We start from the raw sequence: 13,433 nt of genomic DNA, 5'->3' as shown, positions 1-13,433 counted from the left end.
CGCCCAGCGCGACGACCCCGAGGGACTGCCGTCACCTACTACCGTCAACGCCCCCGCAGCGGCTCGCTGCGGGGGCGTTCTGACTGGTGGGCGCGGACGGTTTCGAACCGCCGACATCTGCTTTGTAAGAGCAGCGCTCTACCCCTGAGCTACGCACCCGTGGATGAAGCAACAGCGTACATGGACTACGGCCCACGGTCACAAACGGTCCCGGGACAGCGGTGGTCGGCAGTGGCCAGGGTGGCCCGAGGCGTGGTGTGACCGGGGCGTCGTGCGGGGGATATCCCCACCCCTCATACGGTAGCCGTCCGGATTCTGCCGGCGGGGCGGCGTACCTACGGTGGAGGCCACACCGTCGGGGACCACCCGCCGTACGACTTGGGGGAAGTTCATCGTGGCACTCCGTACCCGCACTCTCATCGCGTCCGCCGGAGCCGTGCTGCTCGGTTTCGGCCTCACCGGCTGTGGCGGGGCGGATGCGGGGGACGCGCCCGCCGAGCACAAGTCGTTCGCGCTCAGTGGGAAGACGCTGACCATCCATTCCGGGCAGTCGGCGCTGGAGCTCGTACCGGCCGATGTGCAGAAGGTCGAGGTGACCCGTCGTGTCGACGGGTGGGTGGTTCTGGGGAACGGGCCCGATCCCCAGTGGAAGATGAGGGACGACACGCTCACGCTCAAGGTGAAATGCAGCGCGTTGATCAGCAACTGTGCCTCGGAGCACCAGGTGAAGGTGCCGCGCGGCGTGGCGGTGGTCGTCGACGGGGACAACGGGAAGGTCGTCGCGTCCGGCTTCGACACTCCGCTCACCCTCCGCGCCGACAACGGGAAGGTGACCGTCCGGGACTCCAGTGGGCCGCTCAGGCTGGAGAGCGACAACGGGGGCATCGTCACCGAAGGGATTTCGGCGAAGTCCGTATCGGCGCGGTCCGACAACGGCATGGTCCGGCTGGGGTTCGCCTCCGTGCCGGATCTCGTGGATACCGTCAGTGACAACGGCGGGATCACCATCGACCTGCCGGCCGGCTCCGTGAGGTATGCGGTGGACGCCGTCGCCGACAACGGGAGGGTCTCGGTGGACGCGCCACGCAGCAACGACAGCAGCCACGTGGTGAAGGCCCGGAGCGGCAATGGTCAAGTCACCGTCCGAAGCGTGAACTAACCGGCCCGTGTGTTCGTCCTTACCTGGTGGGAGAATGTACCGGGCAGGGCGGAACGGCACGGGAGAGGGATGTGACGGCGACACACGCGCGGCCGCAGGCGAGAGCGGGTGGGAGTTCCGCCGTCGAGGGTGTCAAGGGTGCCGGAGGTATCGGGGGCGCCAGGGGTACCAGGGGCTTCGGGGATGTCCTCGTGCTGATGTTGCTGCCTGTGCCGCTGCTCGCCGCCGCGCTGCCCGCCGCGTTCGCCGGTGGCGGTACGCGGCGCTGGTTCGGCGGGCGCGGGGAGAGTCAGCGGGCCGAGGCCCAGGCCGCGAAGGACGCCGCCGCTGCCGCCTTCTACGAGCTCGACACCGCCCAGCGCGATCTGCGGATCTCGATCGAGACGATCACCGCGGTGGACAGCTCACCCGGTGCGCGCAAGGCCGTGGACGATTTCGCCGCGCTCGGCCGGCGGATCGACGAGGCCAGCCATACGTACATCACCGCGGTCGACGCACACGACCTGGACCGGGACGATCTGGAGCCGGCCGTCGCGGCCCGGGCCAGGACCGAGCTGGCCACCGCCAAGGACGAGCTGGTGCGGGTCAAGGGCGACCTGGACCGGTTCGCGCAAGGTCTGGGGCCGTTGCTGGGCAACGCGGAGACGCAGCTCGCCCGGCTCGCGCCCGCCGTGGAGCGGGCCCGGCAGGCGCTCCTCGGCGCGAGCAATGCTCTCGATGCGGTGCGGGCGTCCGGGCTGCGAGCGGATGATCTCGCCGCGCGACTTGCGGCCCTCGCTCCCGAGCTGACCAAGCTCAACCAGGGCGCCGGCCGCCATGGCGTTCCGGAGACCTTGCAGCGTGCCGATCGGGTTCTGCGCGACGCAGAAGCGGTACGGGCCGAGGCGGTACGGCTGCCCGAGCGGGCCGCCGAGATCGACCACCGGCTCGTGTCGTTGCGTACACGTGCCCAGGCGCTGACGACCCGGGCGGGCTCGGTGGAGCCGGTGCTGAGCGAGCTGCGGCGGCGGTTCTCGGCCGCGTGCTGGCAGGACCTCCAGCCCGTGCCGGAGCAGGCGGCGACCAATGTGCGGCAGGCCGAGGAGAAGCTGAAGGAAGCCGCCGTGGCGCGGGACGAGCAGCGGTGGGCCGACGCGACCTCCCGGCTGAGCACGGTACGCGCCCTGCTGAACGCCACGGACGAGGCCGTGTCCGCCGCGGGCGACCGGCTGCACCGGCTGAACGACGTGGCCAAGGACCCGCAGCAGGAGATCCAGCGGACGCGGTTCGCCGTCCGGGATGCCCAGCGGCTGGCCATGGCCGGGCGCCACACGCCCGAACCGCGCCACGCCCGCCCGCTGGACGACGCCGTGGTCCGGCTGGATCGCGCCATCGCCGGACTGGAGGAACGCCACCCGGACTACTGGCACTTCCTGACCGAGACCGAAGCCGTACGGCAGACGGCCGCGCGGGTGGTATCCGACATCCGTGAGGAGCGCGGGTCGGGCGCCTGAGCTGTACGGGCTCGGTTACGGGCTCCGAGGGAGGGGTAGGCACGGCCCTTCCGGTCTTCTGATGTGCGACAGCAACACCGTGGGCGGATCCTGGTAGTACGCGTGAAGGAGACCGACATGGCCACCCATGTACTGCACGCCCCCGGACGGCACACCCCGCGCCGCCGCAGCAGGACCACCCCGCTCGACAAGCACCTGCCCGTCGATCACCGGCTCAACCGCGTCTACCGGGTCGGAGCGGGCCTGATGGGACTGGTGCTGCTCGCCTTCGGAATCCTGGGGCTGATCAACAAGATCGGCTTCTTCAGCACCGGTGGAGCCACCGTCGCGGGCCTCAACACCAACGGCGCCCTCAGCGTGCTGTCCATCTGCGTCGGCCTGCTGCTGTTCATCGGGATGTTGATCGGCGGCAACATCGCCTCGACGCTCAACATGATTCTGGGCATCGCCTTCATCCTCAGCGGCTTCATCAATCTCGCCCTGCTCGATACCGGCTACAACTTCCTCGCCTTCCACCTCCAGAACGTGCTGTTCAGCTTCGTGGTCGGACTGATGCTGATGGTCTTCGGGATGTACGGGCGGGTCAGCGGTGGCCTTCCGCACGACAATCCGTACTGGCGGGCCCGCCACCCCACGGAGGCCGAGCAGGAACTGCGGAGGGTTCGCGAGGCCACGGAAGCGGCAATGCCGGTCGTCCGGCACCCTGACCACCCGTGAACCCGGAACCCGTAGACCCCTGACCCGTAGACCCGTGATCCCTAAACCTGGGACCCGTGAACCCGTGACCCGTAGACCGGTGACCCGTAGGTGATCCGTAAACCCGGGACCCGTAGACCCGTGATCCGTATCGCGGGACTCGTACCCGTACTTCGTCTCGGTCCGTGCCGGATAGCCTGGGCGCATGCCTCGTTACGAGTACCGCTGCCGCTCCTGCGGAGACACGTTCGAACTCAGCCGCCCGATGGCCCAGTCCTCGGACCCGGCCTCCTGCCCCGCCGGGCACGCCGACACCGTGAAGCTGCTGTCCACCGTGGCCGTGGGCGGGTCATCGGCCAAGTCCGCGCCCGCCACCCCGTCAGCCGGCGGTGGCGGGGGCGGCTGCTGCGGTGGGGGTTGCTGCGGCTGAGCGTGCGGGCGGCCGGGACCATCGGGGCCGCGGCTCCTACCGCTTGCGGGAGAGCGTCAGTCCGTCGGCCACGGTGAGAAGCACGCTGTCCATTCGCGGATCGGCGGCCACATGGTCATTGAATTCCTTGATCGCCGCCGCGCCGCCGGTCGCCCGCGGGTCGGTCACTCCGCCGTGGAAGAGCACGTTGTCCGTGACCACTAGGCCGCCCTGCCGCATCCGGGGCACCAGTTCTTCCCAGTACGCGATGTAGTTGCCCTTGTCCGCATCGAGGTAGGCGAGGTCGATGTGCGGCTCGGCCGGCATCGCCCGCAGTGTGTCGAGCGCGGGGGCGATCCGGAGCTCGATCCGGTCGGCGACGCCCGCCTTCTCCCAGGCCTCGCGCCCGTACGCGGTCCACTCCTCCGAGATGTCGCAGGCGATCAGCCGCCCGTCTGCGGGCAGCGCCTGTGCCATCGACAGGGCGGAGAAGCCGGTGAACGTCCCGACCTCCACGATGTACCTTGCTCCGGTCAGCCGGACGAGGAAGGCGAGCAGCGGCCCCTGTTCCTCGGCGGACTGCATGCCGGCGTACTCGGGCAGGCGGACGTACGTGGTCTCGATGAGCTCGCGCTGCACCGCGTCGAGCGGTGGATTGTGCGCCAGCATGTACGCGTACAGCTCGTCCGTGATCTTGGTTTCGTTGCCCTTGGACATCGCTGCTCCTCGTCGGTCGTACCGGACGGACGGGCCCGGGTTGTTCTCCGTTCCCGCCCCGGCCCCTGTCCTCACATACTGCTACTGCCTGCCGGACGAGGGCGTCCGCCCGGGGCCCGAGGCGCGCAGGAAGTGCCGCAGGATCTCCTCGCCCGCCGCCACGCCGCGCCCGGCCGTCACGTCGACGTGCGGGGCGCTCCAGCCGGTGTCGGCGAGTTCGCCGTGGGCCGGGCGCCAGGCGTGGTCGGCGGCGAGGAGCAGGTCGGCGTCGAGGAGGCTGTCACCGGCGGCGAGAGTGAGCGTGGCACCGGTGCGTCGGGCGACCTCGTTCATGGCGGCGCTCTTGGTGAGCGGGCCCGGCACGGCGTAGATCTTGCGGCCCTGGAGGGAGACCGTCCAGCCGCGGGTCTCCGCCCACTGGCCCAGCTCCTTGACCCAGCCCTCCGGCAGCAGCGAGCGTTCGACGACGAGGTAGGCGAAGAGGTCCTCGGCGACCCGCTCCTTGAGCAGCCAGGCGGGGTCGGCCGCGGCCAGGAGATGGGCGCGGACCTCGGCGAGCGAGGCGCATTCGTCGGCGAGCCGACGGGCCACCCGTGTCTGCCAGTCGGGGTCGGACACCCCGTCGACCAGGAGGTGTCCCCCGTTGGCGCAGATCGCGAACCGGGGTGCGGGGCCGGGGAGATGGATGCGCCCGTACTGCTCGCGGGTGCGGGTGGTCGTCGGGACGAAGACCGTGGAGCGGGCGAGCTCGTCGAGCAGTGTCGCGGCCGTCTCGGTCAGGTAGGAGAGCGGCCTGTGTTCGTACACCTCTACGCAGAGCAACCGGGGTGCCTCGGCGTCCGGCATGGGGAGCTGGAGCGCCGCAGCCGAGTAGATCAGGGTGCGGTCGAGGTCGCTGGCGACCAGCGTCACGGGGGCGGCCGAGGTGACGGGGACCGCAAAGGTGGCGGGGGCGGCAGAGGTGGCCGGGGTGGTCACTTCGACTCCACCGCCCTGCCGTCCGCGCCCGTCGCGCCCCTGGTGTACTTCGGGTGGATCAGCCCGACGCAGGTGTACGGGAGTTCGTCGACCTCCTCGATCGGTACGCCCCGCTGCTCGGCCAGCAGACGGATGTGCTCCAGGTCCGCGCCCGCGCCGCGCTTGGCGAGGATCTTCCACGGGACGCGGCGCAGCAGCACGCGGGTCGTCTCGCCGACGCCCGGCTTGACGAGGTTCACATCGTGGATGCCGTGCTCCTCGCTGATGCGTTCCACCGCGGCCCAGCCTTCCCAGGTGGGCGCGCGGTCGGCCGCGAGCAGCTCCTTGACCTCGGCGTCCACCGCGTCGGCGACCTCGTCGAAGTGGGCGGCGACGGTGTCGAGGAAATGGCCGGACACATCGGCGTCCGAAAGCTCCCGGTAGAACTTCGCACCGTGGAAGTCGTCCGGGCCGACCAGGTCGGAGCGCAGGACGGTCCGGGAAATCAGCCCGGAAACGGTTGAGTTGAGACAGGCGGACGGAATGAGGAAGTCCTCGCGAGTGCCGTAGGTGCGGACGCAGCCGCCCGGGTCGGCCAGGACCGCGATCTCGGGGTTGAAGCCGTCGAACTCGGCGAGCGCCACGGCAAGTTCGCGGGTGATCGCCCCCTTGCCGGTCCAGCCGTCGACGAAGACGACATCCGCCGGATCGTGGTGGGCGGCCAGCCAGCGCAGCGCGGTGGCGTCGATGCCGCGCCCCCGGACGATGGAGATGGCGTAGTGCGGCAGGTCGAGCCCGTGCCGGTGCCGGGCCCAGTGGCGCATGAGTACGCCGACGGGGGTGCCGGCCCTGGCGAGCGAGACCAGGACGGGGCGCGGCGTCCGCTCGGCGAGAACCGTCTCGGTGACGGTTCCCACGGCACGGGCGACGCGGGCGGCCGACAGCTCCAGGGCGGCCTTGAAGAGGCCCTGGTACTGGGCGGACGGCTGGTATTCGACGGGCAGCGACTCGGCGTAGTGCGCGCCACCGCTCTGTATCGCCTCCTCGCGTTCCTCGGTGGGCGCCTCCAGTTCGGTGTCCGAGAGGTCCTGGAGCAGCCAGCCGACGTCGTCCGGAGCGTAGGAGGAGAAAGCGGGGCCGCGGAGGGGCTCGGGCAGCATGGGGGGTTCCTGCCGTTCGGAGACGTACGAGGGGAGGTCCGACGCGACGTGTACGGGAAGGTCCGACGCGACGTCTGCGGGGAAGTCCGACGCGACGTGTGGGGGAAGGCCCGGCCGGACGTCCGACGGGACGTACGACGGAACGACCGCGAGCAGGACGCGGTCGGTGTGCGCGGCGAGCTGCGCCAACAAGCCGTCGGCGGCGTGGAGTTCGGGGGTGTCGGCGGTGGAGTCGACGGCCACGACCACGGCATCGAAACCGGCGCCCGCGACGTTGTACGCGTACCGGTCGCCGGGTCCGTCGGCCGGGTTGTCATGGGCCGGGAAGACCAGCCGGCTGCGTATCGCGTAGCCGGGGTCGTCCACGGCGAGGACGGGGGAACGCGTGGTGGTGGAGTAGCGCACCTCCGCGTCGATGCGGTCCTCCAGGGCCGTGCCCAGGCGGAGGGGGGCGTACATGAGCTCCTCGAACCCGAGGATCAGTACGCGGCGGGCGTCGCCCAGTGCCGCGGCGACGCGGGTGGCCATGGCCGGGAGGGCCGGTTCCAGGGTGGCCCGGTGGGCGGGGGTGAATCCGTGCCGGCCACCGTCGGGCACACCGGCGGGCCACTGGAGGTCCACCCGGGTGCACGGCCGGCGAACACTCCCCGCGGCCGCTTCCCGGGCCGCGGAACCGGCCGCTTCCGGGCTCGTGGCAGCGGCGCTCTCCTGCGCGGCGACCAGCTCCCGGCCCTTCTCCAGGACGCCCTCCGGGAGGGCGACCGTGCCCGAGCTCCTCGCCACCAGGTCGACGCGCGCGCCGATCTCCGCGGCGAACTCGGTCAGGCGTCCCCGGTCGGCCGCGGACCGCATGTCCACCAGGGCGACGATGACGTACCGGCTCCGCGGGTACCGCTCGTGCAGCGCCCGGATGGTGTTGAGCACGGTGTTGCCCGTGGAGAACTCGTCATCCACCAGCACCAGGGGCGCGTCCGCCACGGGCGCGCCCGCGTCTGCCGGGTCGCGCTCGCCCGCCAGCAGGTTCGGGTCCTCGGGGAGCAGCAGGTGCGAGGTTGCGTGCGAGTGCGATTCCTCGAAGCCGCCTGCCCGCTCGACGCCGTCGACGGGGCGGCGCGTCGAGTGCAGGTACGACGCCACGCCGAGCCCGTCGGCGACCGCGTGACCGAGACCGGTGGCCGTCTCCGCGTAACCGAGCACGACCGCCCGGCGGGCCTCGGCGTCACCGAGGAGTGCGTACACCCGTCGGCCGAGCTCGAAGCCGGCGCCGTACACCACGGAAGGCTTCTGCGGCACATGCTTGCCGAGCACGTTCGACACGAGCAGGTGGGCCCGCTTGGGGTTGCGGCGCAGGGCCAGGCCCAGCAGCTCTCTCAGCTCCCCGTCGCCGTCGGGCTTTCCGTCGCCGACGAGATCGACACCCAGTCGCTCCGCCACCCAGCTGCCCGACCACACCACGTTCGCCGTCTCTTTCCTTGCCGCGCGCTCGCTCATCGAGACACGCTCGTTCCACGAGGCCCACGCGCTCGCACTCGCACTCGCGACCGCGCTCTCACCCGCGATCCACGAACCGCGATGCCCCCACAAGGCCCGCTGCCGCCGCGGGGCCCGCCCGTCTCGAAACGCCCGCCCGCACCGAAACGCCCGCTCATTCCGCGAGGCCCGCGGCGAGCAGATCCACGAAGCCGACGTCTTCCCTCGCCACACCGAAGACCTCGGCCCGTTGCAGGGTCCGCTCGGCCCAGGCGCGGTGCGGCTTCACTTCGTTCATCTTGTTCGTGTACACGGAGCGCAGGACGCCACCGCCGCCGCGTTCCGGCCGCAGGATGTCCTGGGCGTCGCTGAATTCCTCGTGGCTGACCACGGACAGCGCGTGCACCGGCGCGACGTGTGACGGGTGGATGCAGGTCTTGCCCAGCAGGCCGTTGGCCCGGTCGAGCTCGATCTCGCGCAGCAGCCCGTCCAGGTCGTGCTCGATCAGCGCCGTGCGCAGTTCCTCGGCCCGGCCCTCCAGGAAGGGGCTGCGGCGCAGCTGTGGTTTGAACATGCGCTCCTGGAGCCGGAAGTACTCCCACACCGGACCGGTGATCGTGAAGCCCGTGCCGTCCGCGCGGCCCAGCACATTGACCACGTCGGCGATGACGGCGCCGACGATCTGTACGTCGTACGCCGTCATGTCGGGCGCCCTGCGGAGCCCGTACGCCGAGCAGAAGTCGGTGACGCCGAGCCGCAGTGCGAGAACTTGCTCGCGGTACTTGTCGACCGTGCGGGCTATTCCCTGGAGAGTTTCCGCGCGGGTCTCCAGATGCAGCAACTCGGGCGATTCGAGAACCGGCATCGCGAACAGCCGCTGCCCACACACCTTTTCGGCCTTGACGAGCGCTTCCATGAAAGGCACGCCACGCTCTTCGGTGAACTTGGGAAGTACAAAACCAGACAACAACCGGACCGTGGAGCCGAGCCGCTGCACCAGATCGGCGATCTGGCCCGGTTCCCGGACCCGGATAAAGAGCAGAGGCACCTCCGCGCCCCGCGCGGCGAGGTCGGCGAACTGCCTGACCAGGTTCTCCTCGGCGGCGACGACCTCGGAGTCGTCGATCGAATCCTCCAGGCACAGCACCATCGAGACGACCCCGCGTCCGGCCTGCTTGATGACGTCCTCGGCAAGTCTCGGCCTGGTGGCAGGGCTGTACAGGGTCGCTCCCAGGGCGGCCGAAAGCATGCGGGCCGACGAGCCCGCGCCGAACTCGCACGGCTCCTGGAAGAACAGACCCTTTCGCACAGCGGGCGCAATATGCCCGAAATGACGCATGTGATTCCCCCTAACTACCTGACCGACCGGAAAACGTATGGCCGGTAATAGTACGTACGAGCGGGTGTCGGCAGTTCCCCACGTGCATGAATTCCGGGTAACTCGTCCATTTCCCGACGGGTCGGAGCCCTGCGGACGACGTGGTTCCGACGTGGTTCCGACGCATTGGCGAGACATCCTGTGCGACCCCCGCGTTGTCCGCGCGGGCAGCCAGCAGGCAGGATGACGGGCATGACGCACGCGATGGTGAAGGGCTCGAACGTCCCTCTGGACGCCTTGGCCGTACGGGCCGTGCTGCGCTGGACCCCGGGCGCCGGGGTTCCGGATGTGGACGCCTCGGCCCTGCTGCTGGGAGCCGGTGGCCGCGTGCGCTCGGACGAGGACTTCGTCTTCTACAACCAGCCCCGCCACCCCTCCGGCCTGGTACGACGGCTGCCGAAGCGCAGCGTCCCCGAAGGGCTCACGGACAGCATCGAGGCCGACCTCGGCGCACTCGACCCCTCGGTCGACCAGGTGGTCGTCGCCGCGTCCTCCGACGGAGCCGCATTCGCCCAGGTGCGCGATCTGCGCATCCTGCTGTACGACGCGGCGTCGGCGGGCGGGGACCCGCTCGCCGTCTTCGACGTGCGGCCGGAGACCGGCGAGGAGACGGCGATCATCTGCGGCGAGCTCTACCGGCGCGGCGATGGCTGGAAATTCCGCGCTGTGGGGCAGGGCTATCCGACCGGTCTGGTGGGGCTGGCGACCGCCTTCGGCATCTCGGTGGATGAGGCGGAGGCCGCGGCGGAGCCCGATCCGGCGCCCTCGCCCGTTGGCGCTCCTTCGCATGCCATGCCCCCCTCGCACTCCCCCGTGACGGCGCCCGGCTTCCCGCCGCCCGCGCCCACGTTCCCGCCCGCACCGGCGCCCGGTCCGGACGCGCAGATCACGGTCCAGCACCAGCAGCCCGCGTACGGCTACCCGCAGCCCGCGGTGGCCCAGCCGGCTCCCGGGCCCGTGCCCCAGCCCTCGTACGGCTATCCGCAGCCCGCCACCGCCCAGCCCTCCTACGGCTACCCGCAGCCCGCCGCGGCGGCTGCGCCCGCCCCCGACCCGAACTTCGTGCTGCCGCCGCAGGGGCCGCAGTTCGTACGGTCCTGAGGCTCGTACGGCCCCGACCCCGTACGGTCCCGACCCCGTACGGTCCCGAGACGGCCTGCGCCCTCTCGGACCTCAGGCCCGGGACTTGTAGCCGCGCCCCCACTGCATGCCCCAGCCGTACAGCCGGTCCAGCTCCGACTGGAACCCGTACACGAACTTCACCTCGCGCCGCACGATCAGCTCGTCCTTGACGTTCTCCACCGTGAACACGGCGCAGGAGCGGGCCTCCGGGGCGTGCTCGTCGAGATCGATCTCGATCCGCGGTCCGTTGCCCGGGTAGAGCGTCACCTTGGCGTGCGTACGGTCGAAGGCCGGCGTCTGGTCGTAGATGTAGACGAAGAACAGCAGCCGCTTGATCTGGTCGCGCTGGTCGAGATTGACGTAGACGGTCTCACCCGACGGCGCCCCGAAACGGTCGTCCCCGCTGAGCCGGATGTACGGCGGTGCGTTCAGGTCGCCTATGAGGTTGCCCAGGGGCTGGACCACGCCCTTGGTACCGTCCTTCAGCTCGTACATGCAGCCCAGGTCCAGGTCGACATTGACCACGCCCTGGGTGTGCGCCTGGACCACATCGGGCTTGAAGAGCTTCATGGGCCGCAGCAGCCGGCCGCTCTGCCGCGACCTTCCCTCGATGTCGGACGTACGCATCCGCCAGGAGAGGTTGACCCGCAGATTGCCGGTCACGGCACCCTGTTTGGTCAGTGAGACCGTGGCGTGCCGCCTGGAGAGCACGATGGAGTTGGTCGCCGCGTTGCCCGACTCGAACTGCGCCTCTCTCCGTGGCCACAGGCTGTCCCAGAACGCCATCCCCAACCCCCACACGTATCGGTAGAAACACAAGTGCCCCGGCCTGCGGCGTCGCACCGGGCGCCCACATCACTGCGGGGCGGCCGCCGGGCCGGGCCCGGGTGTTCCCGGAGAACCGTCGCCGTACGGACCGCCCCGCTGAGAGCGTTCCTCAATCCCTACCGGGTCACACCCCGGACGGGACTTCTGCCTTGGAACCCGCGTCGTCGCCCCCGCTCGCGGCCTCCAGCGCCTTGTTGCGCCGCACCGAGGACCAGAAGGACCAGCCGATCAGCACGACGCCGACGAGACCGGTGATGATCTCGTTGATCTGGTACTGGATGGTGACGAGGAGGATGACGGCCAGTGCGCCGATGGCGTAGTGGGCGCCGTGCTCCAGGTAGACGTAGTCGTCGAGGGTGCCCTGGCGGACCAGGTAGACCGTGAGCGAACGGACGTACATGGCGCCGATACCGAGGCCGAGGGCCATCAGCACAATGTTGTTGGTGATGGCGAAGGCACCGATGACGCCGTCGAACGAGAAGGACGCGTCGAGCACTTCCAGGTAGAGGAACATGAAGAACGCGGCCTTGCCGGAGAGCGCGATCGCGGAGATCTTCTTGCCGGTCTTCCTGGCCTCGTCCTCCGCCTCGTGCTCCCGCTCCTCCTCTTCCTCCAGCTTGTTCTCGAAGAAGCCGGAGAGTCCGCCGACGATGAGGTAGGTGATCAGGCCCGCGATTCCGGCGAGCAGGACGGTCTCCGCCTTGTCGGCGTGGCCGCCGCCGTGCTGGTGCGCGCTCGTCGCGAAGGTCATGGACGTGATCAGCAGCACGACCAGCGCGATGCAGACCGACAGCATGTCGACCTTGCCGAGCCTGGCGAGCGGGCGCTCGATCCAGCGCAGCCACTGGATGTCACGGTCCTCGAAAATGAAGTCGAGGAAGATCATCAGCAGGAACATGCCACCGAACGCGGCAATCGCCGGATGGGCGTCCGTGACCAGTTCCTGATAGCGGTCGGGCTGATTGAACGAGAGGTCGACCGCTTCGATCGGGCCCATCTTGGCGGTGATGGCCACGATCACGACGGGGAACACCAGCCGCATGCCGAAGACCGCGATGAGCACACCGACCGTGAGGAAGATCTTCTGCCAGAAGGCATTCATCTTCTTCAGGATTCCGGCGTTGACCACCGCGTTGTCGAAGGACAGCGAGATCTCGAGGACGGAAAGAATCGCGACCACGCCGAAGGCTTCCCACCCCCCGTAGATCACCGCTGCGACCAGGCCGAGCGCGGTAATCGCGAACGACCAGCCGAAGGTTTTCAAAAGCACTGGCTACCCCATCGTGTGTGTAACGGGTCTCCCCCGGGTGTGTACGGGGCTCCCCCGCGCGTGCGCGGCTTTACGAAACGTTGACCCCGAAGTCTAGAGCGATGCCGCGCAGTCCGGACGCGTACCCCTGTCCCACTGCACGGAACTTCCACTCGCCGTTGTACCGATAGAGCTCGCCGAAGATCATCGCCGTTTCCGTCGAGGCGTCCTCGGTGAGGTCGTAGCGCGCGAGTTCCTGGCCGTCCGCCTGGTTCACCACGCGGATGAACGCGTTGCTGACCTGGCCGAAGGTCTGTCCTCGATTGTCCGCCTCATGGATCGAGACCGGAAAAATGATCTTGTCGCAGTGCGCGGGTACCTGAGTGAGATTCACGATGACCGACTCGTCGTCGCCCTCGCCCTCACCCGTGAGGTTGTCGCCGGTGTGCTCCACGGAGCCGTCGGGGCTCTTGAGGTTGTTGTAGAACACGAACCATTCGTCGCCGAGCACCCGGCCCGACTGGCACAGCAGCGCGCTGGCGTCGAGGTCGAAGTCGGCTCCCGTGGTGGATCGTGCGTCCCAGCCGAGCCCGACCAGCACCTGGGTGAGGTTGGGTGCGGCCTTGGAGAGGGAGACGTTGCCTCCCTTGGCGAGTGTGACGCCCATGGTTTGTCCTCCCCGAGTCGATGAACCGTTTGTTGAGCCGTCGAGCCATTGAGCTGTCGAGCCGTTGAGTCTTCGCGCCGTTGCGCCTTCGCGCTGTCGAGCCGTCTAGCGCGTCCGGCTCCTCACAT

Annotated in this window: 12 protein-coding genes and 1 tRNA gene; 5 read left to right on the top strand and 8 right to left on the bottom strand. The window is 69.6% G+C overall.

All coding sequences use genetic code 11. The annotated features are described in order from the left end of the window. Window positions 1-84 precede the first annotated feature (84 nt). Window positions 85-159 (bottom strand) — tRNA-Val (locus ACFU8Q_RS31410). Between the two features lie 235 nt (window positions 160-394). On the opposite strand from ACFU8Q_RS31410, the gene ACFU8Q_RS31405 reads away from it, so the two are divergent. From ACFU8Q_RS31405 to ACFU8Q_RS31390, 4 genes are all read left to right on the top strand, one after another. Next, window positions 395-1,159: a DUF4097 family beta strand repeat-containing protein gene (locus tag ACFU8Q_RS31405; RefSeq protein ID WP_384460375.1), complete on the top strand. Its 765-nt coding sequence runs from the start codon at window positions 395-397 to the stop codon at window positions 1,157-1,159. A gap of 71 nt (window positions 1,160-1,230) precedes the next feature. Further along, the gene (locus ACFU8Q_RS31400) at window positions 1,231-2,652 is read left to right on the top strand and encodes a hypothetical protein (RefSeq protein WP_384460371.1); all 1,422 of its coding nucleotides are present in this window, start codon (window positions 1,231-1,233) and stop codon (window positions 2,650-2,652) included. Window positions 2,653-2,769: 117 nt separating this feature from the next. Then, window positions 2,770-3,369 (top strand): DUF4383 domain-containing protein, encoded by a 600-nt coding sequence (locus tag ACFU8Q_RS31395; protein ID WP_384460368.1) that lies wholly within the window; start codon window positions 2,770-2,772, stop codon window positions 3,367-3,369. 184 nt (window positions 3,370-3,553) lie between these two features. After that, window positions 3,554-3,778: a zinc ribbon domain-containing protein gene (locus tag ACFU8Q_RS31390; RefSeq protein ID WP_384460365.1), complete on the top strand. Its 225-nt coding sequence runs from the start codon at window positions 3,554-3,556 to the stop codon at window positions 3,776-3,778. A 36-nt stretch (window positions 3,779-3,814) separates the two neighbouring features. Here the strand turns inward: ACFU8Q_RS31390 and ACFU8Q_RS31385 are convergent, their stop codons facing one another. The 4 genes from ACFU8Q_RS31385 to ACFU8Q_RS31370 all read right to left on the bottom strand — a co-directional run bounded on the left by ACFU8Q_RS31385 (window position 3,815) and on the right by ACFU8Q_RS31370 (window position 9,400). Further along, on the bottom strand, window positions 3,815-4,474 hold the full coding sequence (locus ACFU8Q_RS31385; protein ID WP_384460362.1) for an O-methyltransferase: 660 nt from the start codon (window positions 4,472-4,474) through the stop codon (window positions 3,815-3,817). A gap of 81 nt (window positions 4,475-4,555) precedes the next feature. Further along, window positions 4,556-5,452 carry an HAD family hydrolase gene (locus ACFU8Q_RS31380; RefSeq protein ID WP_384460359.1) on the bottom strand — a complete coding sequence of 299 codons (897 nt, stop codon included), beginning with the start codon at window positions 5,450-5,452 and terminating at the stop codon, window positions 4,556-4,558. After that, a complete protein-coding gene (locus tag ACFU8Q_RS31375; protein WP_384460356.1) occupies window positions 5,449-8,082 on the bottom strand; it encodes a phosphoribosyltransferase in 2,634 nt (877 codons plus the stop codon). The genes ACFU8Q_RS31380 and ACFU8Q_RS31375 overlap by 4 nt, the downstream gene beginning before the upstream one ends. Window positions 8,083-8,236: 154 nt before the next feature. Then, window positions 8,237-9,400 (bottom strand): HpcH/HpaI aldolase/citrate lyase family protein, encoded by a 1,164-nt coding sequence (locus ACFU8Q_RS31370; protein WP_384460353.1) that lies wholly within the window; start codon window positions 9,398-9,400, stop codon window positions 8,237-8,239. A gap of 231 nt (window positions 9,401-9,631) precedes the next feature. Here ACFU8Q_RS31370 and ACFU8Q_RS31365 point away from each other — a divergent pair, with 231 nt between their 5' ends. Then, window positions 9,632-10,540 carry a TerD family protein gene (locus ACFU8Q_RS31365; protein WP_384460350.1) on the top strand — a complete coding sequence of 303 codons (909 nt, stop codon included), beginning with the start codon at window positions 9,632-9,634 and terminating at the stop codon, window positions 10,538-10,540. Between the two features lie 72 nt (window positions 10,541-10,612). Here ACFU8Q_RS31365 and ACFU8Q_RS31360 read toward each other — a convergent pair whose 3' ends face one another. From ACFU8Q_RS31360 to ACFU8Q_RS31350, 3 genes are all read right to left on the bottom strand, one after another. Next, window positions 10,613-11,347, bottom strand: a complete 735-nt coding sequence (locus ACFU8Q_RS31360) for a Tellurium resistance (protein ID WP_384460347.1) — start codon at window positions 11,345-11,347, stop codon at window positions 10,613-10,615. A 166-nt stretch (window positions 11,348-11,513) separates the two neighbouring features. Then, entirely contained in the window at window positions 11,514-12,659 is a 1,146-nt protein-coding gene (locus ACFU8Q_RS31355; protein ID WP_384460344.1) for a DUF475 domain-containing protein, read from the bottom strand. Between the two features lie 70 nt (window positions 12,660-12,729). After that, window positions 12,730-13,305: a TerD family protein gene (locus tag ACFU8Q_RS31350; protein ID WP_384460342.1), complete on the bottom strand. Its 576-nt coding sequence runs from the start codon at window positions 13,303-13,305 to the stop codon at window positions 12,730-12,732. Window positions 13,306-13,433 lie beyond the last annotated feature (128 nt).

Origin of the sequence: Streptomyces sp. NPDC057543 (assembly GCF_042801895.1) — a bacterium.
GTDB lineage: Bacteria > Actinomycetota > Actinomycetes > Streptomycetales > Streptomycetaceae > Streptomyces.
This window is presented reverse-complemented; position numbering and strand designations above follow the sequence as displayed.